General features: G+C 51.8%; 21 protein-coding genes and 5 pseudogenes. 14 read left to right on the top strand and 12 right to left on the bottom strand.

What is annotated here, in order from left to right; genetic code table 11:
• Positions 1-5: 5 nt before the first annotated feature.
• From P6U16_RS22710 to P6U16_RS22690, 5 genes and pseudogenes are all read left to right on the top strand, one after another.
• A pseudogene (locus P6U16_RS22710) lies at positions 6-196 on the top strand (ABC transporter permease); the annotation flags it as partial.
• A 4-nt stretch (positions 197-200) separates the two neighbouring features.
• Positions 201-672 (top strand): annotated as a pseudogene (locus P6U16_RS22705) (DDE-type integrase/transposase/recombinase); the annotation flags it as partial.
• A gap of 161 nt (positions 673-833) precedes the next feature.
• A complete protein-coding gene (locus P6U16_RS22700; protein WP_277704579.1) occupies positions 834-1,394 on the top strand; it encodes a hypothetical protein in 561 nt (186 codons plus the stop codon).
• Positions 1,300-1,887 (top strand): hypothetical protein, encoded by a 588-nt coding sequence (locus P6U16_RS22695; protein WP_277704578.1) that lies wholly within the window; start codon positions 1,300-1,302, stop codon positions 1,885-1,887. Before P6U16_RS22700 ends, P6U16_RS22695 begins: the two co-directional genes overlap by 95 nt.
• 84 nt (positions 1,888-1,971) lie before the next feature.
• A pseudogene (locus P6U16_RS22690) lies at positions 1,972-2,295 on the top strand (transposase); the annotation flags it as partial.
• An 81-nt stretch (positions 2,296-2,376) separates the two neighbouring features.
• On the opposite strand, the gene P6U16_RS22685 reads toward P6U16_RS22690, so the two are convergent.
• From P6U16_RS22685 to P6U16_RS22675, 3 genes and pseudogenes are all read right to left on the bottom strand, one after another.
• A protein-coding gene (locus P6U16_RS22685) for an IS5 family transposase (protein ID WP_277704867.1) occupies positions 2,377-3,233 on the bottom strand; the annotation gives its coding sequence in 2 pieces (ribosomal slippage) (positions 2,377-2,438 and positions 2,438-3,233; 858 coding nt in all).
• 896 nt (positions 3,234-4,129) lie between these two features.
• Positions 4,130-4,372, bottom strand: coding sequence for a hypothetical protein (locus tag P6U16_RS22680; protein ID WP_277704577.1), 243 nt, complete (start codon positions 4,370-4,372; stop codon positions 4,130-4,132).
• Positions 4,373-4,781: 409 nt separating this feature from the next.
• Positions 4,782-5,276: pseudogene (locus tag P6U16_RS22675) on the bottom strand (ABC transporter permease); the annotation flags it as partial.
• 81 nt (positions 5,277-5,357) lie between these two features.
• On the opposite strand from P6U16_RS22675, the gene P6U16_RS22670 reads away from it, so the two are divergent.
• Together P6U16_RS22670 and P6U16_RS22665 are read left to right on the top strand one after the other, a co-directional pair.
• On the top strand, positions 5,358-6,671 hold the full coding sequence (locus P6U16_RS22670; protein WP_277704576.1) for a UDP-glucose/GDP-mannose dehydrogenase family protein: 1,314 nt from the start codon (positions 5,358-5,360) through the stop codon (positions 6,669-6,671).
• Positions 6,672-7,298: 627 nt separating this feature from the next.
• Positions 7,299-7,604: a hypothetical protein gene (locus P6U16_RS22665; RefSeq protein ID WP_277704575.1), complete on the top strand. Its 306-nt coding sequence runs from the start codon at positions 7,299-7,301 to the stop codon at positions 7,602-7,604.
• A gap of 22 nt (positions 7,605-7,626) precedes the next feature.
• Here P6U16_RS22665 and P6U16_RS22660 read toward each other — a convergent pair whose 3' ends face one another.
• The 4 genes and pseudogenes from P6U16_RS22660 to P6U16_RS22645 form a co-directional block, all read right to left on the bottom strand.
• The gene (locus tag P6U16_RS22660) at positions 7,627-7,854 is read right to left on the bottom strand and encodes a hypothetical protein (RefSeq protein WP_277704574.1); all 228 of its coding nucleotides are present in this window, start codon (positions 7,852-7,854) and stop codon (positions 7,627-7,629) included.
• A 52-nt stretch (positions 7,855-7,906) separates the two neighbouring features.
• Positions 7,907-8,341, bottom strand: coding sequence for a hypothetical protein (locus P6U16_RS22655; protein ID WP_277704573.1), 435 nt, complete (start codon positions 8,339-8,341; stop codon positions 7,907-7,909).
• Entirely contained in the window at positions 8,319-9,068 is a 750-nt protein-coding gene (locus P6U16_RS22650) for a transposase (RefSeq protein ID WP_277704572.1), read from the bottom strand. Before P6U16_RS22650 ends, P6U16_RS22655 begins: the two co-directional genes overlap by 23 nt.
• Positions 9,069-9,440: 372 nt before the next feature.
• Positions 9,441-10,297 (bottom strand): annotated as a pseudogene (locus P6U16_RS22645) (IS5 family transposase).
• A gap of 914 nt (positions 10,298-11,211) precedes the next feature.
• Here P6U16_RS22645 and P6U16_RS22640 point away from each other — a divergent pair.
• The 7 genes from P6U16_RS22640 (at position 11,212) to P6U16_RS22610 (ending at position 18,293) form a co-directional block, all read left to right on the top strand.
• A complete protein-coding gene (locus P6U16_RS22640; protein ID WP_277704571.1) occupies positions 11,212-12,150 on the top strand; it encodes an N-acetylneuraminate synthase family protein in 939 nt (312 codons plus the stop codon).
• A gap of 41 nt (positions 12,151-12,191) precedes the next feature.
• Positions 12,192-13,100, top strand: a complete 909-nt coding sequence (locus tag P6U16_RS22635; RefSeq protein ID WP_277704570.1) for an acylneuraminate cytidylyltransferase — start codon at positions 12,192-12,194, stop codon at positions 13,098-13,100.
• A gap of 269 nt (positions 13,101-13,369) precedes the next feature.
• Positions 13,370-14,554, top strand: a complete 1,185-nt coding sequence (locus tag P6U16_RS22630) for a DUF6716 putative glycosyltransferase (protein WP_349017759.1) — start codon at positions 13,370-13,372, stop codon at positions 14,552-14,554.
• Between the two features lie 125 nt (positions 14,555-14,679).
• Positions 14,680-15,942 carry a hypothetical protein gene (locus P6U16_RS22625; protein WP_277704568.1) on the top strand — a complete coding sequence of 421 codons (1,263 nt, stop codon included), beginning with the start codon at positions 14,680-14,682 and terminating at the stop codon, positions 15,940-15,942.
• A gap of 8 nt (positions 15,943-15,950) precedes the next feature.
• Positions 15,951-16,514 (top strand): hypothetical protein, encoded by a 564-nt coding sequence (locus tag P6U16_RS22620; protein ID WP_277704567.1) that lies wholly within the window; start codon positions 15,951-15,953, stop codon positions 16,512-16,514.
• A complete protein-coding gene (locus P6U16_RS22615) occupies positions 16,501-17,526 on the top strand; it encodes a glycosyltransferase (protein WP_277704566.1) in 1,026 nt (341 codons plus the stop codon). The genes P6U16_RS22620 and P6U16_RS22615 overlap by 14 nt, the downstream gene beginning before the upstream one ends.
• Positions 17,527-17,555: 29 nt before the next feature.
• On the top strand, positions 17,556-18,293 hold the full coding sequence (locus tag P6U16_RS22610) for a CatB-related O-acetyltransferase (protein ID WP_277704565.1): 738 nt from the start codon (positions 17,556-17,558) through the stop codon (positions 18,291-18,293).
• Between the two features lie 118 nt (positions 18,294-18,411).
• Here the strand turns inward: P6U16_RS22610 and P6U16_RS22605 are convergent, their stop codons facing one another.
• The 5 genes from P6U16_RS22605 to P6U16_RS22585 form a co-directional block, all read right to left on the bottom strand.
• Complete coding sequence (locus tag P6U16_RS22605; protein ID WP_277704564.1) at positions 18,412-19,488, bottom strand: DUF6716 putative glycosyltransferase; 1,077 nt, start codon at positions 19,486-19,488, stop codon at positions 18,412-18,414.
• Positions 19,485-19,736, bottom strand: coding sequence for a hypothetical protein (locus P6U16_RS22600; protein ID WP_277704563.1), 252 nt, complete (start codon positions 19,734-19,736; stop codon positions 19,485-19,487). The genes P6U16_RS22605 and P6U16_RS22600 overlap by 4 nt, the downstream gene beginning before the upstream one ends.
• Before the next feature lie 394 nt (positions 19,737-20,130).
• Positions 20,131-20,505: a glycosyltransferase gene (locus P6U16_RS22595; RefSeq protein WP_277704866.1), complete on the bottom strand. Its 375-nt coding sequence runs from the start codon at positions 20,503-20,505 to the stop codon at positions 20,131-20,133.
• Between the two features lie 1,232 nt (positions 20,506-21,737).
• Positions 21,738-22,124, bottom strand: coding sequence for a hypothetical protein (locus P6U16_RS22590; RefSeq protein ID WP_277704562.1), 387 nt, complete (start codon positions 22,122-22,124; stop codon positions 21,738-21,740).
• 157 nt (positions 22,125-22,281) lie between these two features.
• Positions 22,282-22,824 (bottom strand): hypothetical protein, encoded by a 543-nt coding sequence (locus P6U16_RS22585; protein ID WP_277704561.1) that lies wholly within the window; start codon positions 22,822-22,824, stop codon positions 22,282-22,284.
• Between the last annotated feature and the right edge of the window lie 63 nt (positions 22,825-22,887).

Raw genomic sequence — 22,887 nt, 5'->3', positions numbered from 1 at the left:
CCGCCATGTCCACCCTTATCAGGCAAACGCGCGTGATGATCCGCGCCAATCTTTCTAGCCTGCCTCGCCGGCTCGCATCTCCGTGTCAATGGCCCTGTCGGTCGCGTTGGTCGTCTGCATGCTGGCCGGCTTCCTCGCCATGGCGAAAGGCTTCGAGACCGCACGGACAGGTGCCGGCTCCCCCATGGTCGCCGTTTCCACTGGCCACCTAGCAGGGCTTCGTTTACGTCGCTTTTGTGGTCGACGCGTTCGCCCGGCGCATCGCCTAGCGCGTGAGCCACACCGCTCATGCCAGTTTCGTCCTCGATACATGGGTGCAGACACTCCATGATCGGCGGCCAGTTCAGCGCGGCGGGCTCGTCCTCCATTCCGACAGGGGAGTTCAACGTGTCGATAAAATATTTCGAGCGACTGGCGAAGACCGGGATCGAACCCTCCGTCGGCGACTCCTACGACAATGCGCTGGCCGAAACGATCAACGGTCTTTACAAGGCCGAGGTCATTCATCGACGCGGCCTCTGGCGAAACTTCGAAGCTGTTGAATTCGCCACCCTTGAATGGGTCGAATGGTTCAACCACCGACGGCTGCTGGAGCCCTTCGGCAACATCCCGCCAACCGAAGCCGAGGAGCGATATTACACCATGCTGGACGAACCAGCGTTGGCCGCATAACTTAAACCAAACAGCCTCCGGCAAACCCGGGCGGTTCATGACATGTCAAAGAGCATCTTCCGGTAGAGGCTTAGAAAACTCGGGGCTTTATGCAAACGCTTGTGATTAGATTTGGCGATTTTCTTCGGAGCCGCGGGTTTGCGCTGCCTCCCCGATCGTTCGTGATCGGGCTGCGTCCCTGGAAAAAGTTTATCGTCTATTGGCTTCGGGGCGAGAGAGTCGTGCGTATCAGCCGTTGGATCACACGCTGGCGCTTCCACGCGTTTATTGCGCCATCGATTCTCGCTCGCAAGGGTTCAAAGGTTTATGTTTGGGGCTACAAGGCGCCTTATTTCGTCGAGGACTTCTGTCGGCGACAGTCGATCCCGTTAATCCGCATCGAAGACGGTTTCATTCGTTCTGTGAAGCTGGGCGCTACGCTGACGCCGCCTCTCTCCTTGTGCTTTGATAGGTCCGGTATGTATTTTGATGCCACAGGTCCCTCCGACCTTGAAAACCTGCTGCAAGCGTATGACTTTGCTTCAGATCCGTTTCTGATGCAACGAGCAAGAGACGGCATCTACAAACTGATCAACTCGCGCCTCTCTAAGTACAATACTTCGCAGGCGGGAGACATCGCTGCGATTTATGGCCCAAAAATCGAAAGCGCATTTTGGTTGTGGGACAGGTGGAGGGAGATGCGTCTATCAAAAGGGCTGCGCGCGCAAGATCGACAACAATGACCTGGTTCAGATTGCATTCGATGAGAACCCGGGCGCGCAGATCATATACAAGCCCCATCCGGAAATTCTGCACGGAACACGGCGGAACCATTCCAACCCGGATGATGTCCGGCATCTGTGCTTGATCCTCAAACAGGACATCGCGTTGGCCGATGCATTCGAGACGGTGGACCATGTTTATACCATTACCTCGCTATCGGGCTTCGAAGCGCTCATCCGGGGGTGCAAGGTTAGTTGCATTGGAATGCCCTTCTATGCTGGTTGGGGAGTAACCGATGATAGGCAAACTTGCACGCGCCGCACCGCCACGAGAACGGTGGAGGAAATATTTGCAGCGGCTTACATTCTTTACCCAAGGTACTTTGATCCTATGCTCAGGACAGAACTGAACTTCGAAGAGGCGCTTGATCTGCTGGGGCGAATGAAGCTGGAGCAAGCGCCCAAAGACACCAAAACTGGACGCCGTAATGGGCGGGCGCTTCCGAGATTGTAGCCAGATTGGTGGCTGTCCCTCAGAATGACGATGTCGAAACGGGTTCCGAACGGGTCGGCCCCAAACATCAAGCGAGGAACCGCCATGGAGTACTTTGCTGGAATTGATGTTTCTTTGGAAGCAAGCAGCGTGTGTTTGGCGGATTCGGCAGGCAAGATCATCCGCGAGACGAAGGTGGCGGGCGAGCCGCATGCGCTCATCGAACATTTTACATCGCTGGGGCTTGCTTTGAAGCGGATCGGTCTGGAACCCGGCCAATTGTCTCAATGGTTGTATGAAGGTCTGACGAAAGCTGGCTTTGATGTTGTTCTGCTGGAAACCCGTCACTTGAAAGCCGCGCTGTCGGCGATGATTATCAAGACGGAGAGGAAAGATGCGCGTGGCATCGCGCAGTTGTTGCGGATGGGATTGACCCCAAAATTTCAATCAGAATGCGTTGCACTGCGGGGAGAAATGAATAGCAGCCAACTTCAGAGCTTTGCTCAAGGCTTAAGAGTCTGACTCGAAAAGCCTTTGATGATATCGGTACCTTGCCAAGCGTCGTGTCAATACCGGATGTGAGCGATGGTGATCCAGGCCTCGGCTGATGCGACGGATTTTTCCCAATCCTTGGCCAATCTTCGGCATCTACCAAGCAACGCGAAGGTGCGCTCCACGACCCAGCGACGCGGCAGAACCTCGAAGCCTTTTGCCTTATCGGTGCGCTTGAAGACCTGGAGGGTGAACTTTGCGATCTTTTGCAGGGCGCCCCTCAGCTTCGGTCCGGCATAACCACCGTCGGCGAACATATGTCTCAGCCACGGCCAGCGCTTGAGAATGGTTTTGAGGACAGTAGGTGCGCCGTCGCGATCCTGTATCTCGGCGCTGTGAACCCTGAGGCCGACCATCAATCCGAGCGTATCGACGACGATATGCCGCTTGCGTCCCTTGATCTTCTTGCCTGCGTCATAGCCTGAAATTCCACCACTTTCCGTGGTCTTCACGCTTTGGCTGTCGATCACGCCCGCAGACGGCGAGGCTTCCCGGCCCTCCAATTCACGCGCCTCCATCACCAGACGATGATTGATCTGAGCCCACAACCCTGTCGCTCGCCATTCGTAGAAGTATGACTGCACAGTTGTAAAAGGCGGAAAATCCTTCGGCAGCATTCGCCACTGGCAACCGGTCGTGGCGATGTACAGCAACGCATTCACGACTTCACGAAGATCGGTGCTGCGCGGCCTGCCCAGCCGCCGTGGTCCAGGCAGGCAAGGCCAAATCAATCCCCATTCCCGGTCCGTCAGATCGCTTGCATAGCGCATTGCGCGTCGGGCATATTGCCGACGGGTGAAATCAGTCCAGCCCATTGTGGCCTCCGTTCGTCCTAAGCAAACAAACAGAATCACAACTGGCTGATTTCACTCAACTCTTTTTCGGTCAGGCTCTAAGGCTTGGAGAGCGGCTGTAGATAGCCTTGTCGATCAGTGCCCGGTCTGCGACGGCACTCATGTAGCGCGCGAAATCCAATGGCATGGCGCGCAAGTTCGAATAGCTGGTCTGCGGGGCCGCCCTGAAATACTAGGGCCTCAATCGCTCCAAATCTCGCTTAGCGAGGAGGACGGCAATGCAAAGCGCGATCGCTGGATTAGCAGCTTCAACAAAGGGGCCTTCGTTGACCCTAGCGCTTCCCATGTCAGGCTCCCAACTGCAACCGCCTCGGTGACCTGGGAAGACCCTTTCGGCGAGATCATAGGCGTGCTCAGTTGACCTGGTATACGCTGGAATACGAGCTTCCCGATTACCGTCAGGCTCAAGCCAGACAACGCGCTCTTTACCATTCCAACTGCCAACCTGACGAACATAACCCATCAAAATCGCAATTTTCTCATCCAACGATCGATCCGGCCCCGTTGATCGATGAAGGCTAAGGATAAGTTCCCCTATGTTCATGCTATTCACAAGTCCTAATGCTTGGATTCCAAGAGACTGTCCTGAACGTGATCACTCAAAAAATTATCCGGCGATCGTGATCATGTGGCCGACACGAGACCGGGAAGATCGGCAACGCGTAGACGTCTTCCAGTTCGTCGATCGTTTGTCACCTTCTAAATGCTCTGTCGCCCCAAGATTTCTAATTTTCCACGCGAGGTGCGCCACGGGTCGTTCCCTCCAAGCCATCAGACGGTAGGTGTTCCTTGCAACGGAAACTGCCGCGTCCAAGATCTTTTCCGAACTCGCCGCGAGCCCAATGAGCGCGAGGGTATTATTCTTGGGTGCTTTTCAGCGCATCGATCTCATCGGCGAGGCCGGAAGCGGTGTCCTTCAGTATGACTACATAGTTGGCCAAGAGGTCAGGGAGCTGCGGAAGCCGCGCCAGCAAGTCTTGTAGCGCGGCGTCTGTGTCAAGAGTCTCCAAATAGCCTTCGGCAATAGCAGCTTCCATCACACACCAATGCCAGCGGGACATCCGTGGGGCGATCGAGTCACTGTAATATTCATCGGGCACGTCAGGCGACCTCCAACAGGATCAGCTTGTCATTAGCCAAGGGCCTCTGGAACGCTTTTGCATGCTCCCAGGGCGCCGTCAGCCAAACCTTGACCTCATCATCCCATTCAATGAGGGTACAGGCATTGCCTTCAGATGGATAGGGGCGACGACTATGGCGTTTGGCTCGGTTGTCAGAAAGGCTAAGAGATCCGTTATGACCGCTCATCCTTCACCTTGCGAACGCTTCCCATCGCGGCACCCAAATGCCGGCGAAGAAAATCAGAGGTTGATCGGCCGATGTAGCGAACCAGGCGTTAGGCGTTCTTCCACCTTCGACCTCAATTGCGGCGTCCGGTTCGGCGAACTTCATTGAATTTTCAGGCATCATTCCTGTCCGGGCGAGGTATTCACCCGCGCGTGAACCACGCCCGGGCGGGTGGAGACTGGCCAACATCGCCACCACGAAGCCGGAATAGCCGTAACCGGGAGACAGGGGTCATCACCTAGCTCTGTACGCCGATGACCTCGACCGCGCCAGCGAGACCGGCAAGCCTGCCAGAAATGTTGGCGACGATGGCAAGGGTGCGCGCCAGCGAAGGCGGCACCTTGAGGATTGAAACCCGCTGCAAGCGACTGCATGCCGAACACCATGCGACTGCACGAAGGCCAGGAGGACCGCAATCGCCAAGCCGAGGTGAAGCCGGGAACGGGCCAGACCTTTCGGCAGCATGGCGGCGTCGGCCACCGGTTGCGACTGCGGCCAGCCGAACGCCACCGGGTTGTTGAGCACCCTGTCGATCAGCATCGTGGCGATCAACACGGCGACGAAATTGAGCAGCAAGGTCGTCACCACCTCGTCGACCGAGAAGCGCAACCGCATCCAAAGTGGCAGCAGAGGCCAAATCATGCCGGCAATGGCGCCGAACGCATGAGGGTTGACAGACCACATTTCACTAGATTGACAGTAGGTATTCGGATTTGATTTTATTTGGAGACAGTTGATATGAAAATCACGATGATCGGCGCCGGGTATGTCGGCCTCGTTTCAGGGGCGTGTTTTGCCGATTTTGGCCATGAGGTCGTTTGCCTGGACAAAGTCGAAGGCAAGGTCGAAGCGTTGCGCGCCGGTCGCATTCCAATATTCGAGCCCGGCTTGGACCAGCTCGTCGCGTCCAACGCCGCCTCCGGACGCCTAAGCTTCTCTACCGATCTTGCCAAATGCGTTCCGGAGAGCGACGTAATCTTCATTGCGGTTGGAACGCCCTCGCGCCGTGGCGATGGCCATGCCGACCTCACCTATGTCTACGATGCGGCCCGCGAGATTGCGGCCCATGTCACGGGCTTTACCGTTATCGTCACTAAATCGACGGTTCCCGTCGGAACTGGGGACGAAGTCGAGCGGATCATGCGTGAAACCAATCGCGATGCTGACATCGCCGTCGTTTCCAATCCCGAGTTCCTGCGCGAAGGTGCCGCCATCGATGACTTTAAACGGCCAGATCGCATTGTGATCGGCGTCAATGACGAGCGTGCCCGCGACGTGATGACGGAAGTCTACCGCCCGCTCTACCTTAACCAAGCGCCGCTACTGTTTACCACGCGCCGCACCTCCGAACTCACCAAATATGCTGGCAACGCCTTTCTGGCCATGAAGATTACCTTCATCAACGAAATGGCGGATCTGTGCGAAAAGGTTGGCGCCAACGTCCAGGACGTCGCTCGCGGCATCGGGCTTGATGGCCGCATCGGCTTGAAATTCCTGCATGCCGGTCCCGGCTATGGCGGCTCGTGTTTCCCCAAGGACACTCTGGCGCTGGTCAAGACCGCCCAAGACCATGACAGCCCGGTCCGCCTCATAGAGACAACGGTTGCCATCAACGATAGTCGCAAGCGCGCCATGGGGCGCAAGGTGATCGCGGCTACTGGTGGCGACGTGCGCGGCAAGACAATCGGCGTCCTCGGCCTGACCTTTAAGCCAAACACCGACGACATGCGCGATAGCCCGGCGATTACCATCATACAGACACTGTTAGATGCGGGTGCTGCCGTCAAGGGCTACGACCCGGAAGGCATGGCGAATGCCCGCAAGGTGATCACTGATATTACCTATTCGGACGGACCTTACGACGCAGCCGAAGGCGCCGATGCGCTGGTCATCGTTACAGAATGGGACCAGTTCCGGGCGCTCGATTTCGATCGTTTAAGGCATTGCATGAACAGCCCGGTCATTGTCGATCTCCGCAATATCTACCGCAATGACGATGTCTCGAAACAAGGCTTCACATATACCAGCATTGGCCGGCCGGAAACTGAATAGCACGGCCGGATGGAAAAATACCGGACTGCTTACGTCATACCCAACTTGCCCGCACATGGATCTATGCCAAGTGCGGGCGCATCGATTGCTGGGCGTTCGCACAAGAGACCACCTATGACGCAAAAAACTCGAAATAGGATAGTGCAGTCAACGCGTAGCGAGAGGTCTCGTCCCTTTCGGATGAACTCAAGGGGTAGGTACGGTGCGCGTCAGGTTTTCGTCACCGCTATCTTGCCCGGCATTTTTTGGCCGGATTGTCTTCTAACACCTCTCAGAGACCTATCAGGATGGGCAGGCAATCGGTGGCGTTCTCAATCTTAAGATCGAGCAGCGTTTCGGTATAAGCGAGCGCACGCAGGGGGTAACCGGGTTGGCTCTCTGATGGCTTCACCATTACCACCGAGAAACTGACACGGCTATGGACATCAATGGTTCGTGTTCAGCAAGCGGTCGCGCATGATGGCATCTTTCAATTGAAAGCCGGTTCGCGTCTGAGCGTGACACGTTCATGCACAATCAGGTCATCGATGACGAATTGGACGCTGACGTGGACCAATGTTGACTAAGCGTATGCTGAGGCGGAACATTACACACTGCTGCATAGTTCTCCTGCAAAGGAGAACGGCTATGGAATTCGCGGCTATGGAAATTGCAGCGCCAAAATGCTCGGTAGAAGATCCTGGCTACAATATTGAACTTGAGGATGCGTTGGGCTACCCGGTCCTCTACCTAATCGACCGGGTCAGCGCGGCCGGTTGGAGCAAGCGAGAAGCCTTCAAGGCGCTGGCGGAGGTGATCCGAAATCGGGCATTGGCCTATGAAGAAAATCCCGATCCGGAAGACGCAGCATTCGAGATCGAGACATCGGAAAATACAGCCGGTCGGCTGGTAGATGCATTTTTCGACGAGGGGATTAGTCGAGACGAGCGCTAGCAGAATCTCGCCGCAACTCCCACTATAGGCCGTTGTTTGTTGTCACCTGTAGCGAAATCGTGAAAAGCGCTTTTCCATACTCGTCGTTGCCCGCCATCGCGGCGACGCCCGGCTGGGCATCCATTTCATGCATCATCTCGGCAAGAGCCTTAATCGCTTTCCGCTTAGCATGATCCAAACTCTGGAATTCTAGTAAGCCATCCGGCTGCACGCCCAAGCCATCATCGAATACAAAATGGACAGTAGTCAACAAGCCTCCCTTATACAGTCGGGACAAATCGCGCCCGGCGACATAAGTCCGGTCATCGAGGAAAGTTCCTTAGCTCGACTTTGTACATTATGCGGCGAAGCAAAGCGCCTGCGTCATGCGCTTGAGGCGTTCTGTTTGGATTTTGGGAATGTCCGGGTCTGGGCGGATAGTGTCGATAAATGTTCTGATCCCACAAAGTGCCGCGAACGGCGCCGATGGCATCGGAGAATGTGAAGTCCGTTTTCTTGTACCACGCGGCGGCATAGGGACGAGCGCCTTGACCGAGCAGATCGCAGGCCCAGAGCGTGACGAGACTGTAGAGTCCCAGCAGCGACGGTGTCGTGCGCATGATGGCTTTGTCGTTCCACTGCCGTTGGGTTTGCACGCCAAGATATGCACGCGTTTCGGCGAAGGTGACCTCGATTTGCCAGCGCCGCACGAAATAGGAAATGATGTGAGCGGGCTCAAGATTGACGTTGGTGCTCATGAGCGCCTGGGTTCACGACCTGACGGATCTTTGACGATAACCCAGCGAATGGGCCGCGGCGGTGTTCCACGTCGATACCAGAGGCCCATTCCTGACGTGACATCAAGGGCTTTGCCGGTCTGCCTGGCGTTACCCAAGAGGATGCAACAATCCTTTGCCACTCGGTCTTTGGGTCCCTGAGAAGTGTTTTCAGTTTAGGCACTGGCCTGCCTTTTTGGGCCGGTCGCCCGAGCGTATGGTCATGCCGTTGATCCGGTGGAGCAAAGAGACTGGCATCCAGGCGCAGCCGCGTGATGAGAGTGGCCGTGGCGGGAAGCGCTGCCGCCAATGTATGAACGGCAAAGCTGCTGTCTCCGACATATATGATCTCGCGCTTCGCCAGCCAGCGGCAAAGCTGTAAGATGCCTTGCCTTGCCCAATCAGTCAGCAGCTTGTGTCTGCGGCCCTTCTTCTGATCATGGCGCTCGGAGGGGCACAGGATCGTCAGCACCGGCAGGGCTTTTATGCATCTGGCCCATGGGACTGGTGATAGAACCATGAAGCTCAACCATCTCAAACCGCTGGCCTTGACGAAGTGACCATGGCTGGAGCGCACGGGGTCACGATAAATTCCACGTGCGGTGATACGTTGGCCCCAGCGCCGTTCGATGGTATCGTCCATGCCGATCACGACGGGGCCGGCGGGCACGAGCCGTTCAACGATGACGGACAGCAGCCGTGCCGACAACAGGCGGCGGTTCCAGCGGGCGCGGTTGAATTGCTGGCCTCTGATCGAGCGGTGATCCGCAAACAGGCCGTCACGGTTCGCTTGCCGGGAGAAAGGATCGCACCCATCACGAGGACCAGAAGATGGTCCCAACTCGACGCGGTAAACCAGACACGAAATGGTGAAAGCCGTTGGCGAAGGATGTGAGGAACCGCGTCGCCCAGATTATTTCTGCGATCAGGAGATTTGCTATCCATCGGTTGGAATCCGATAGAACCGCTGACGCAAGGGACGCAAACTGCGGCGAATTGATTCACCCGAGCCGCTCCGCAGAGCTCGAAATCGCGGCCGATTTTGTACAAAGTCGAGCTTAGAGTCGGTCCGGAAAGTTATTCATTTTGAACCGAGCCTTCGCAGCATTAGGGGGATAGACGCCATCTTGAGGAAGGCGAGCGCATTGCGAGACAGGTTCTCGAAGTCCTTGGCCAGCCTTCGGCATCGCCCCAGCCATGCGAATGTTCGTTCGACTACCCAGCGCCTCGGAAGAACCTCAAAGCCCTTGGCGGTGTCGGAGCGCTTGACTATCGCTGTCGCAATTCCGGGGATGGATTTCTTCTGACCCTCGGCAAGATGGGTCCCTGATAGCCGCCGTCGGCGAACAGTTTCTTCAGGAACGGATAGCGCCCGAACAGCGTCTTGAGGACGAGCGGGCCGCCGTCGCGGTCCTGGATATCGGCAGGATGAACCAGCGCGTGCAGCAACAACCCTACCGTATCGACGAGGATATGCCGCTTCTTGCCCTTGATCTCAGCGCAAACGCCGTTTGTCGCGGCTTCCCCGCATCATACCCGCTCGGGTTCAATGCAGCCCCCTTTTTCAGCGCTTTTGACGCTCTGGCTGTCAATGATTGCGGCCCTCGGACTGGCCTCGCGCCCCATTGCCTCACGGCATTTCATATAGAGTTCCTGATGAATGCGACCGAGCGTGCCGTCCCAGTTCCAAAGGTCGAAATAGCTGAACAGCGTGCTACTCGGCGGCAGGTCCTTCGGCACGGCTCGCCATTGGCAGCACGTGCTGAGAACATAAAGCAGGCCGTTGAGAACTTCGCGTACGTCTACCTCACGCGTGTGGCCCCCGCGCTTGGCAGGCGGGATTAAAGGCTCGACCAGCGCCCATTCCGCGTCCGTCAAATCGCTGCGATAGCGCAAACCATCCCGATGACACTTTCCACGGTTCGCCTTCGTCCACATAGCTTCCATGCCTCGTCGAATTAAATCAACTCCATGGAATCACAACCGATTCATATCATTCAACTTCTTTGTGGACTGACACTTACGGCTATAACAGAGCGCCGTTTATCCTCCGCTGTATAGCTTCCCGTGGATCTCGGTGATGATCTCAAAGTTCCTTGATTGGGCACGGTCAGTGACCAAGGTATCCACCCGAGGTGGGCCGCAAGATTTTTGGTATCGTGCGTGGTAACATTGCGGAGTGGAGATCGACGATGGCAAAATCGATGATGCGGTTTTGGCGTTGCTGTGGCTGACGCTTCACAATGAGCGTCGCGCCTGGAAGAGTTCTGACTGGGCCACGACAGATCGCTTACCCCTTCAGCAAAGGTAATCTGAGAATGGGTCCCAACCGGGTGCCGGAAGGAGAAAACAGCCTTCAACATCATAGCGCTGCCTAATCTTGGGCGGGGCGGCCGGCCAGGGCAACTCTCATTCTGATTCTGCGAACCTGAAACGGTAACACGCGCCATTTGAGACAGAGGAAGGCCCGAGAACCACGGTCCTGCGGTATCCAACCCGCGTATCAGAGTCTGATCAACCGTCGTCTCAATGCCGCCACGTCCTCCAATAGGCAGCCCGTTTTCTCGGCGTTTAAAGGCGAGACGAAAACCTATGCCTCAATCCTTGAAAACGGCCATGAGAAACAGTAAAGCGTCGTTTGAAACAGCAGCATGTACGTCGGCGCTAATTCTCAGCGCCAATGGCACACCGACGCTATGAGCTTCTATTTGATGTCATGGTTGTTTTGGAACCTTGCAAAACAGCAACCAGGCGGATAGAGGTAACGTCGAATATTTGGCTCGCTGTCTCCCCCAAACGGCGCAGCGGCTGTTACATCAACTGAACGACACACGCCCTATAGGAATTTTTAAATGACCATATCCAACGAAATCAAGGTAATCGCTGAGATTGGCTGCAACCACATGGGCAGCATGGACACGGCAAAGGAGCTTATCGGCGTTGCTGCCAAAGTTTGTGGTGCTCATGTTGCCAAGTTTCAGAAGCGCAACAACCGTGAACTCCTGACTCCGGAAGAATTTGACACGCCTCATCCGGTTCCGGCGAATTCCTATGGTAAAACGTACGGTGAACACCGCGAATTCCTTGAATTTTCTGTGGGTCAGCACAAGGAGCTTCAGGAAGAGTGCCGCGCGATCGGTATCGATTACTCTACATCGGTATGGGACCTAACTTCGGCACAAGAAATCACGACGCTTAAGCCGAACCTGATAAAGCTGCCGTCGGCAACGAACCAGCACTACATACTTCAGGATTTCCTCTGCAAGAACTACGATGGCGAGATCCACGTTTCAACCGGCATGACCACCCACGACGAGACAGACCGCCTCGTTAAATTCTACGAGGATCGTGGACGCGCGAAGGATCTGGTTATCTATGCCTGTACCTCGGGTTATCCCGTTGCGTTTCAAGACATCTGCGTGCTCGAAATCAACCGTTTGCAGGAGCGTTACGGTGACCGAGTGAAGTCTATCGGCTTCTCCGGGCATCATCTCGGGATTGCCGCAGACATCGCCGCCATGACTGCAGGGATCATCGGCCGTAATATTTATGGCAAGGGCGAGTTCGAGTATGTCGAACGGCATTTCACGCTCGACCGTACTTGGAAGGGGACCGACCATGCAGCCAGCCTGGAGCCAGACGGCATGCGCCGTCTCTGCCGCGATCTAAAGAATGTTCGTCTCGCCGTTTCTTACAAGGAAAAAGAGATGTTAGACGTAGAGCTTGTACAGCGCAATAAACTCAAATGGCGCGAAGAGAAGCACGGGCAGCAGATCCGTCAAGTGCAGTAAAAATGCGAGTTGTCGCGATTATCCCAGCTCGCGGAGGCTCAGTGGGCCTTCCCGGCAAAAATACTCGCCTATTCCACGGGACGCCCCTTATTGGGCGTTCCGTTTTAGCTGCTAAAAACAGTGCAGCTGTGCAAGAGGTCTACGTATCCTCTGATGCGGCGGACATTCTGAATGTCGCCGAAAGTTTCGGTGCCGTGGCAATCACGCGCCCGGCAGAAATATCAGATTCAACGGCAAGCTCTGAATCGGCTATTATCCATGCGCTTCGTGAAGTTGAAAAAACGGGGTTTTTGCCTGATATCGTGGTCTTTCTACAATGCACCTCACCATTCACAACATCCGAGCAAATTGACGAGCTCGTCGCTCGCATGATTTCCGAAAACGCGGACAGCGCTTTCAGTGTCATCGAGGATCACGGCTTTTTATGGGAAGTCGCCGAGGACGGCAGCACCAGAGGGATTACCCATGATCACACGCGCCCGCGCCAACGGCGCCAAGACATGGCGCCTCGATACCGGGAAAATGGCGCTATCTACGCGATGCGTGTAAAGCCATTTCTCGAAACAAGATCCCGCTTCTGCGGGAAAAGCATATTGGTCCCAACTAATATGCCGCCTATAGAAATCGATACGGCTGAAGATTGGATTTTCGCAGAACTTTTCGCCACCGCATCCGAGGAGAAGCGCTTTGTCTTGCCAGCGGTCAAGTTGAAGGCCGTGGTCACGGATTTCGATGGTGTCCATACCGACGACAAGGTGAGTGTGAACCAGAGCGGGGAAGAGTTCGTAAAATGCAGCCGCGCCGATGGCATGGGCATTGAAATGCTCCGCGATCGGGGACTTCATTTGCTCATTCTTTCCCGCGAGCAGAACCCGGTAGTGCGCGCGCGCCGCCAAGCTGAAAATGGATGTTCAACACCATATAGTCGACAAGCTGCCAGCGCTCGATAGCTGGCGTCAAAGCAATAGTCTTGATTGGTCTGAGATTGCCTATATTGGTAATGACATCAACGACGTTGATTGCATGAGAGCCTGCGGTATCAGCTTTTGCCCGGCAGACGCTCACGAAAGCGCTCGCTCAGTCGCCCACGTTATTCTTAGAAAGTTAGGTGGTAACGGTGCTATCCGTGAAATGTCAGACTATCTTCTAAAACACGACATCGTGATTTAGTATATTAGATGCGTGTACTTGCCCTAGCCAGCTATGACTCTTTTTAAACATAGCAATCTTACTTGCTCCTTACTTCGAGAAGAATGGTTGTACAGTTGACTTTGCGCTCGTTAAGGCGAGAAGAAAGAAGCAGATAAGCCAGGCGCAAATTACTGGCTTTGGGTTAGAGGGCAAGATGCGATGGGTCTCCGTAGAAGACCTTTGCTCCGGTGATGGACTAGCTTACTTTGATATAGTAATCTGCTGCTTAGAAGGCGCTTCAACACGCCGGTTCCTACATCACTCCTCTAAGCTTGGAGCGAGGCGCCCTTTGGTTATTTCCGTCTATCCGGGACTTGTCCTACGGTATCAGTATGACGGCTACTCTATGAGAACAGGGAGCGACCTCGTTTGGCTGAACTGTGAAGCCGACAGGGACGCATTTGTTCAAATGTGCGCGGCATTTGGCCTAAACTCAGATGGTGCTCGTGTTTTTGGCATTCCCTCGCTGCTACAGTCCATCGAACGACCAAAAGACGCTAGTAACGGGCCAGTTGTTTTCTTTGAGCAAGCCGTTATTCCGCGATATCATGACGAGCGGCTTTTCCTTGCACAGAAATTAATTCAGCTTTCACGGAAATACCCAAAACTAACGTTTTTGATTAAAGCCAGAACATTGGGAGACAACACCTCGCTCCACCGGACTTGGCACCCGATCGATAGATTGTTGAAAGAAGTTGCTCAGCGAGACGGTGGAATGCCAAAAAACCTTAGCTTGACAGCGGAAAGCGCCTCACAGCTTCTTGCCAAGGCCTCCCACTGCTTGACCATCAGCTCGACTGTCGCCGCAGAAGCCATATCTGCGAAGATACCGACTGCTATCATTTCTGACTTTGGCGCGCACGAAGACTATGGGCTTCCTTACTTCTTTTCGTCGGGCTTAATGCGCCGGCTCGATGACCTTAAATTTCCGTTTGATCAAAAGCCTTCAATTGAGTGGCAATCACGCTTCATTACGGATCCTAAACGAACCGTAGACAACCTAGTGGTCGAGACCATCCAATTGGCCGGCGAACCGCGACAGTCGATGGCGGAGCGATCTCCGAATTCGGAAATGTCTCCCGAACTTCGACAATTCTTGATCCAACGAAACGGCGTCGAAAACGTTTTGTTACGGCGTTATCAGGTGAGGAAACACCACCGCAGTGTCTTGACGAAAATGTGGTCAGGCGTGATAAGGCGCTTCAGACCATAGTTCCAGCACAAGATCGTTACGAAGACCACATCGTTTGCATTCAATACGTTCGGCTAAGTTTTGCTGATTATATGCTTAGCGCCTTCAAGCGCTTCTAAGAAAATTAGATTTGAGACGGAGCTACTATGTTAGAGAACCAAGAGATTGAATCACTTATGAAAGATGTTGTTCGTTACGAGCGGACAATCGGTGATTTAATAGAGCGGAATGAACATCTTTCTTCCGAGGTAAGCAGACTCAACGCGATTCAGTTAGTCGCCATCGATAACAAGCAAAACAGCATCGGTAGTGACCTTACGTCTCTTGCTACAATTCTCTTCAGAATGAACGAACAACAAGGTCGTCAATTTGATAATATATATAATCTACTAGCCGAAATTATTGCAAATCCTGTACTTTCCAAAAGTACAATTCGAGATCTTGTGGAAGCAAAGCATCATTCTTCGTTGTTTAGCGAAACCATTACTCGAATTGTTACAGGGCAAGCCGTCGAAACACTTTCAAAAATCAATGTACAAATCACAGAAACTACCAAAGTTCGAGCTTTGCGTGGAAAACTTATTTTTGATCAGACTTCCGACGATAAATCTCGGGCCCAAGCAGTTCTTCAGGAGAACACAGACAATGGTGTCCATAGTTTAATATTTCCGGTCCTTGAAACAAGCGCAACCGGATTTCGAGGCCTCCGGCTTGAAATTAAGCCTCAAACAACGCGTTCTGTTCGCATTCGCATTCGTCAAATTGATGCTCCAGAAAATATATCTGAAGTAAATATCGATCTTCACAGCTTGAAGTATGCACATTTTAATAGCGTATACGATCTGGGAAAACGCGACATTGTAATACGCAGCCTCGCTGGTGGCTGGATACAAGTTCTGTTGGAGGCAAGTCTTTCTCTTGGTGCGGGTCCAGTTGAAATTGAATTGATCGCTCTAAATTCTGTCAACGCAAAATCGAGTCAAAGAATAGGAACCGGTAGGAATGCCTTTGGCGTTCGGTCGCTACAGGTACTTATGTCTAGTGGACTAAATCAGCGGCAGAACATCACCGGAGCAGCAAATGATTATATTGAATCATCTCAACAGGTCGACAGCAAGATTGTTCATGAAATTTCTATGCCAGCTGTTGAAAAAGTGCGTTCCGCTAAACGACATGAATATCTTCAATCTGGCGCATACAAGAGCCTAACGAAGTTTCGCAACTGTCATGCTGGTAAGCGTGCTTTTATAATTGGAAATGGTCCCTCTATAAACGGACAAGATCTTACGCTTTTAAAAGACGAAATTACTTTTGCGACCAACTGGTTTATTAACCACCCGAATTTCAGTGCAATAAATCCAGACTATTACTGCGTCTCGTCCCACGAAATGTTTGGTGGATGGGGGTGAAGAACCCGATGGCAAATCCGGATTGGTTGTCCCAGATGAAGGCAAAAGGAGCGGGGTCGCATAAGTTTCTATCCTACCCCTTTAGAGATCAGCTGTTAAGAGATGGCGTCTTCTCTCCCAATGAGTGCGATTTCCTGCTTTTTGATCGCCCCAAGTATCAGGTGGATATCCGGGGGGATATCAATCTTGATCTAACCATGCCAATGGATGACGGATACACTGGAATCGTTACCTTCTGCCTGCCACTTGCGCACTATATGGGTATTTCAGAAATCTACTTGGTTGGGTGTGACTGTGATTATGGGTTAAGCGCTCCAGACTCCCCAAAGTCGTACTTCTATGACTTTTCGCAGCACAAAACTACGACGACTTCATACGAAGGATTGATGCGTGTCTGGGCAGATGATGGCCCGATCTTCAAAACTTATGAAGTAGTTCGCAAGAGATTTGAACACGAAGGAATAAAGATCATAAATTGTACAGATGGCGGTCGGCTTGAGGTATTTCCTCGGGCTCGATTTGAGGATGTTGTCGGGTCGCAAGTTATGAGTGTAAGTCATGACGCATTTTGATACTGGAGCCATGGCTGCACAGCAATTAGAGATTGATAGAATAGCAGCAGAACATCCAACTGTGATTTGTTCGGTTGTGAGCGATGACTTCGCAGCCGGCTTCGTCTTGATGGAGCGCTCTCTGCGAAAGCACAATCCCGGATGGGATTTTCCAGTTATAGTAGTGGAGAGCAATATTAAACCGCTTTCCACATTCAGCAAGCAAGTAATTTTTGACCATTGCAAGAATGTTTTCTTTGTATCAACGTCTGAAATTGCAATGGCGCCTTTGTATCATTATGCAACCAATGTCATTGGAACTCCAGATCGCCTATTTCCAGCTTTCGCAGTTCTTGAAATTTTGCGCTGGAAGTCGTTCAAACGAATAATTGCGCTCGACAGTGACATTGTTATTTGTGGTTCGCTTGAGCCATTGTTGCATGCCACGTCACCTTTCTCTGCGGTCCGTGCGACCCACGCGGAGACGGGATCACCTCAGCGGTTTGTGAACACCGGAGTGATGGTTTTAAATGAGGTCTTCATTAAAGGTTTTGAGTTCGATCGTATGGTGTCGCACCTCGGTGGACGCGTACCCCGGCCAGGCACTGGGAAAGCTGATCAAGCAATTTTAAATATGCTTCTCAGAAACGAATTTCTCGGGTATTTGCCGTCGCGCTTCAACTATACGAAACGGATGCTGCTGCACGACATGAACCGACATAACCGTGACGTTGGGAACCTTGATGCAATCAAGCGATGGCTGGAAGAGGAAGATATTTGTGTATTCCATTATGTGGGCGAAAAGCCCTGGAACGCTAAAGTCAGAAAGTCTGAAGAGAGTTATCTTGCAATTGATGAATTGTGGCATCAATTGTCGTATGAGTTCGGCGAGAAATCACTTTTCCTTTTGATCGAGACAATGCGCAGAGAGTGGCAAGCGCGTTACAATCTGGCGCTGCAAAAAGCCTATAGTAAACATAATGCGAATCCAGCGCAGATCGAAAAGCTGATTTATCAGCAAATGGGGCTTTAACATGCATTATAGAGTTCTGCGTTGAACCAATGATTCAGTTTGACTCTCTTCAGGAATTTTCAAAGTATCTTTCTGGGTACAATTGTGACGTCAGCTTAACTGGAGGACTACCAAAGCGCCTTGAGTTGGAGGCGCCCATTGCACTTCGGGGAGTTACTTTGAATGGTAAAGTGTCTATTGGCCAGTATTCATATGTTGGGCGACAAAGTGAAATCAGGAGTGCAACTATTGGCAGGTTCTGCTCAATCGCTCGACGGGTTAGTGTAGGTTTGACAGAGCATCCTGTTGGAAATTTGACCACGCATCCGGTAAGTTTTGGAAGTGCAGCAGGATTTGACCAAGATCCGTACATCAGAAAGATTCTGCCTACCCGTGTACCAAAAATCGACTACCCACCAACACGTATCGGGAACGACGTTTGGATTGGTGATGGCGCATTCATAAGAGGAGGTGTTAGGATCGGTGATGGTGCCGTTATTGGAGCACATGCGGTGGTCGTAAGTGACGTGCCGCCATATGCGATTGTTGTCGGTGTTCCAGCGAGAGTTATCAAATATCGGTTCTCTACGGGCGTTATTGAACGCTTGATTGTCACTAGCTGGTGGGATCGGGATATCTCGTCGCTAGGAGGAAAGATTCCAGATTATTCTGACGTTGAAGGTTGCTTAGCGGCTATCGAAGAGAGTAATCCGCCAATACGTCAAGTTAAAAAATGGGCGGTGGCGTTCGAGAGAAACTACATCGGTCTCGAAGAACTCGCTCTTTAAAGCGTTTCCCTTTCATATTGGATGGTATACGCAGAAGTTGAAGAAGTTTCGTGCTTCTTGAGGAGAGTGGCTCAGTTTGTCCGTGAGCGTCCGGTCAGCGGATTTTGCAGGTCCGTGTTCAGGCTGGTCGAGCAAGCTCTCTCCTATCTTTAAACGCGGCAATAACAGCAGATATTTCATCATACAAAGAGTCATCTCTGAAGCGGACAGACAGCCAACCATCGTTGGGTAGTGACAGACGCAAGTTCAAAAGATCGTGTAATCGGGTCACGACACCGCTCGTTTCGAATTCGCTACGCATAGGGTCGCGAAGTGGATCTGAAATGAAGTCCACGTAATCGAGGTAGACCGCGGTCGGAACGCCTGCACTTATAGAGTCCATCGCAGCGGTTGAGGTACAAGTAATGGCGGCTGCGGCATCTTCCAATGCTTCAGACATGGAGCAGTCTGTCGTTTTAAGGTTCGGCGGCAGGGGCTCGGCCAGCTGTTCCATCAAGGCAGGATAGTCGAATTCTTCCCGGTGAACGTGGTTTACGTTTTCACTTGGCAGGTGCCTGAGCTTAACGAAAACAGTACGATCCGGGTTAGCCCGAGCAATTGATGCAAGTACGTGCACGATATGTTGGCGAGAACGAACCGACTTCGGACTGATTGCCTGAGCAAAGAAGTAAATATTGCGGCGGCTCTCGTCTTTATCGTACCACTGCGACGGCAGAGAAAAATACGGGTGCCCCCAGGTCACGTATCGCCAGTCCTTCGTGGGATGTTGCTCTTCAAACAGATGCACATGTCGCTGCTTATTTAAAAAGATTGCATCAAATGCAGCGCGGTTCGTAAAACCACGAGAAGGAGTAAATTCAAGACCAGGTTGAAACGCGAGAAAACAGGGACGATCCGTACGAGATTTATACCAAGGTGTACTTAGCATCGTGCGCATCGGAGCAATTACGCGTGAAACTATCACCCCTCGATAATCGGAAAGGCGATCAAAATCGGGAAATGATTCCATGTCAATTTGCTGGACGGCAGCCGATCCGATGTTCTGCGAAAGTTGTCGATCAGACACTGCGTCCTTCCCGTTCCTGTCGACAATATGAAGTAATTCTGGTTCAAAACCGCGCATTTTCAGTTTTGGGAAGACCTTGCCCGCAAATATTAGAGACGAGTCCTCTTGGAACGGCAATAGTATTTTCAATTTGGTTTTTCCATCTTGGCATTGAATTCGCGCAAAATCCGCTCTTGTTGTTCGTCGAACATGGCGAGAACTAGCGATTTAATTTCGCTGTCTTCGCGATACATTAAGGCCTTGTTGATTTGTGACAACTGCTGTTCGACCGAACCGAGTTTTACCTCTATTCGTTTGAAGTAGTTGCCAGTGATGAGATCAGCCCCCCATCTCAGGGTCAGACCTGCTTGTTTATCAAGCTTTTTCAAGAGTTTCACTGAAACCTCATTCTGCTAGGTTTGGTTTGAAAGCTTGAGCAACTACCGCCAGTTTTCGCTGTCAACCAAAGGAGCTGTGCCTCAATTTTCTTCCGTAAAAGTGTACTCGGCGCAAATCTACTAAGTTCATGTCAAAGAAACGAATTTAGAAAATTGGCGCGGTAGCCCGAACTGAAACACAATTTCGCTGGAAAAGGGGTTGAACATGTCTCTCGATGTCCTTTTTCCGCTTGCTCGCATCGAGCTGGAACCGACTCGGCCAATGCTACGAGCAGCTCGAAATGTTCATTTTAGCGTGAAGGGTACAGATGCAGCGGTTGCAGTTTTTTGTCATTCCATCATAGCCGTCACTGTTAAATTTTCCAATAGCGTTGCACCTGAGCCAGGTTAAAGCTCAGCGACCAATTCTAATCGGTGCACCTGCCGCTTCGCGCAATTCGTGAAATTTGGCAACTAGAACGTTCTCGGACATCCGTGCAAGCTTGAATTTTACAGGGCCTACGAAATGTACGACGCGCGCATCTGACATCGCCTTTTCACCCACCTCATCCGTTAGATCCGGCGGCACTTTCCAATTGTATGTGTGCGGGAGAAAAAGCTTGTTTTCATCGCGCCATAAATGGTTGAGTAGAGATTGATCCTGGACAGACGTGTGTGTCTTTTCATGTAAAAGATCTATAGCTCTATCAAACCACTCATTCGAAATGTATTTCTGTTTAATCAGCATCACGCCAGAGTTGAATTGTCTTTTTGATGGGCCGTAGTCGATGCCAAATTCCGCTCTGGGGGGCCGACCGGAACAACGCTGAGCTCCGCAGGTACTCTGAAGATCCCCGCAATACTGCGCAGGACAATCATATCAGAATCAAGCCATAGAATAGATCCGTAGTTCGTCATCCGAAGCACATGAAGTTTTAGATATACGCTCCGCTTATTCGGGAGGGATGCATCTATCTTCTCCTTGACCAGCTGGCCTTTAAACCATCGTCGTACCAAGTCGTCAGAAAGAAACGAAGTGTCTACTTTTAAAAACTTAACAGCAGGAAATATTTCCCGAAGGACAGTCCGATTCTGCTTGGACAGAGGCGCGAATGTGGGGCATGTCAATAGAATTAGATCGCAAACTTTAGGTATAGTGTTAGTCTCAATCAGGCTTTGAACAAATGCCGCGCCTAGGCCGATGAAGTTATCAGTTATGCATGATACTATGGCCTTCTTATTTCGCTGAGGCACTTCAACTTGCGTGCCGGGCGCAGGCGAAGAGTTAAAAATGCTGGAAAACAAAGATAGTCTCATTTAGGCGTCCCCAATCGTTCCAAATCTCGCTTAGCAACTAGGACGGCAATGCAAAGCGCGATCGCTGGGTTCGCAGCTTGAATTAATGGCCCTTCGTTAACCCTGGCGCTTCCCATGTGAGGCTCCCAACTACAGCCGCCTACGTGACCTGGGAAGAGCCTTTCGGCGAGATCACGAGCGTGCTCAGTCGATCTCGTGTAAACTGGAATACGGCCTTCCCGCTTTCCGTCTGGCTCAAGCCAGACAACGCGCTCTACACCATTCGGACCGCCAACCTGTCGAACATAGCCCATCAAGGTCGCAATCTCCTCATCCAGCGATCGATCAGGTCCTCGTGATCGATGAAGGTTAAGAATAAGTTCTTCTATGTTCATTCTGGTCACCTTCTAATGCGCGCGGATCATACACACGCAGCATTGGATATCTCATACAAAAAGAAGCGAAAGGGGCGTATGCAGCAACGTTAAACACCCGTCATCGAACGTAGCGATCACTCACAGGGACCGCCTCCAGAAGATGACGCTCATGAGCGTCACGCTTACTCTGTCGAGCCGGACGCCGAGATCTTTTGCCTCAATATATGCCTGTAATGGAATCGCTGCTCCAATGTCAAACCTCCCGTTTGCATCCGAGATTGAGTTTCATCGCCATTCTGAAACCCGAGAGTGGTATTCAGCGATGAGGCGTACACGCTGCCAAAAGATCCTATTCCTCTAAAGCAGGCAAGCCAACGGCTATGGAGACATCTGCGGCCAAACCAAGCGCGATGATAGCGTCTTCAAAAATATCTCTCGCTCTTCTATTATTTGATCGCACACTTAGGACGCGTTTTGCACAAGCTTTCGCAAAATCAACCTTACCGCATCGGAGAGCTGCTTCCGCCGCAAGCATGTTAAATTCAACACAGCGTGGAAATTTCAATGCAATAGGCCGGAGATGTTTGTAGCACACACCAAATAGTCCATCTCTAAAAGCAGCCGCAGCATAACTATACATAATCGACGGTGGGAGTTCTGGATCAAACAGATATGGATTTATTATCGAGCGGACTTTGTGAAAATCCTTTTTGTCATGTAATAGTTCGGTGGTCATCACAGACAGCTCTCGAATCTCAGTCGAAAAAGGTAACCTGTTAAAATAATGTAGCGCTGAAAGATTCGGTTCGATTATACTAGGATCAGAAGCAAACTCAAGTAAACCACGCAAGTGCCCGGAGTTCGCTAGTGATTTTGGCAGGAAATGATCGCCATCATAAATGTAAAAAATCCATTCCTGTCGCATTATCTATTTTTATCGAGTTGAGCAAGTCAACCCCATCAAGCATACCAACAAAAATTAGTATCCTGCTTTTAGGGCAATATGGTTCGAGACAGGACAAGTTTGGATAGCGTAAAACAACATTACTTCTCGGTGACCTCGAATAACTATGATTCAACGTGGTTTGTGGGCCAATCGCTATAATGCGGTCGGCGTTCAACTTTTCACCGAATAGTAATGCGGCGTACCCACCCATAGATGAGCCGAAGGTCGAGATGTAATCATATTCAGAGCAAAGTTCTCTTAGAAATAAGATTGAGTCATCAATCGTCCGATTTTTTATAAATCCATTTTGAAACCAATGATTAAAGTGTGGGTCCCGAATAAAGAGCATATTCGTTTGGAGGCCGGCACAAGAATTATAAAATGTAAAATTTCGAGAGTTTGCCGCCGAAAACACAATCAGCAGTCGATGAGATTTCTCCGAAGCTGGAACAAATAAAATATTATCGGCATTCAGTATTTCCAGTCCCACGCCCGGGCTCCTTGAATTATGGCAAATCGTTAAAAGGTCTAGGTCGCCTTGTTGTCGCTACAA

It is taken from the genome of Rhizobium sp. 32-5/1 (assembly GCF_029537235.1).
Lineage (GTDB): Bacteria > Pseudomonadota > Alphaproteobacteria > Rhizobiales > Rhizobiaceae > Pararhizobium.
Note: the sequence above shows the minus strand (reverse complement) of the source record. Positions and strands in the feature narration are given on the sequence as shown.

What these genes read in the sequence shown, in the direction of transcription:
- P6U16_RS22670 (WP_277704576.1), top strand. Translation starts at nt 5,358, where the DNA reads ATGAAAATCACGATGATCGGCGCCGGGTATGTCGGCCTCGTTTCAGGG.
- P6U16_RS22695 (WP_277704578.1), top strand. Translation starts at nt 1,300, where the DNA reads ATGGCCCAAAAATCGAAAGCGCATTTTGGTTGTGGGACAGGTGGAGGG.
- P6U16_RS22665 (WP_277704575.1), top strand. Translation starts at nt 7,299, where the DNA reads ATGGAATTCGCGGCTATGGAAATTGCAGCGCCAAAATGCTCGGTAGAA.
- P6U16_RS22615 (WP_277704566.1), top strand. Translation starts at nt 16,501, where the DNA reads ATGACGCATTTTGATACTGGAGCCATGGCTGCACAGCAATTAGAGATT.
- P6U16_RS22625 (WP_277704568.1), top strand. Translation starts at nt 14,680, where the DNA reads ATGTTAGAGAACCAAGAGATTGAATCACTTATGAAAGATGTTGTTCGT.
- P6U16_RS22590 (WP_277704562.1), bottom strand. Translation starts at nt 22,124, where the DNA reads ATGACCACCGAACTATTACATGACAAAAAGGATTTTCACAAAGTCCGC.
- P6U16_RS22655 (WP_277704573.1), bottom strand. Translation starts at nt 8,341, where the DNA reads ATGAGCACCAACGTCAATCTTGAGCCCGCTCACATCATTTCCTATTTC.
- P6U16_RS22610 (WP_277704565.1), top strand. Translation starts at nt 17,556, where the DNA reads ATGATTCAGTTTGACTCTCTTCAGGAATTTTCAAAGTATCTTTCTGGG.
- P6U16_RS22640 (WP_277704571.1), top strand. Translation starts at nt 11,212, where the DNA reads ATGACCATATCCAACGAAATCAAGGTAATCGCTGAGATTGGCTGCAAC.
- P6U16_RS22620 (WP_277704567.1), top strand. Translation starts at nt 15,951, where the DNA reads ATGGCAAATCCGGATTGGTTGTCCCAGATGAAGGCAAAAGGAGCGGGG.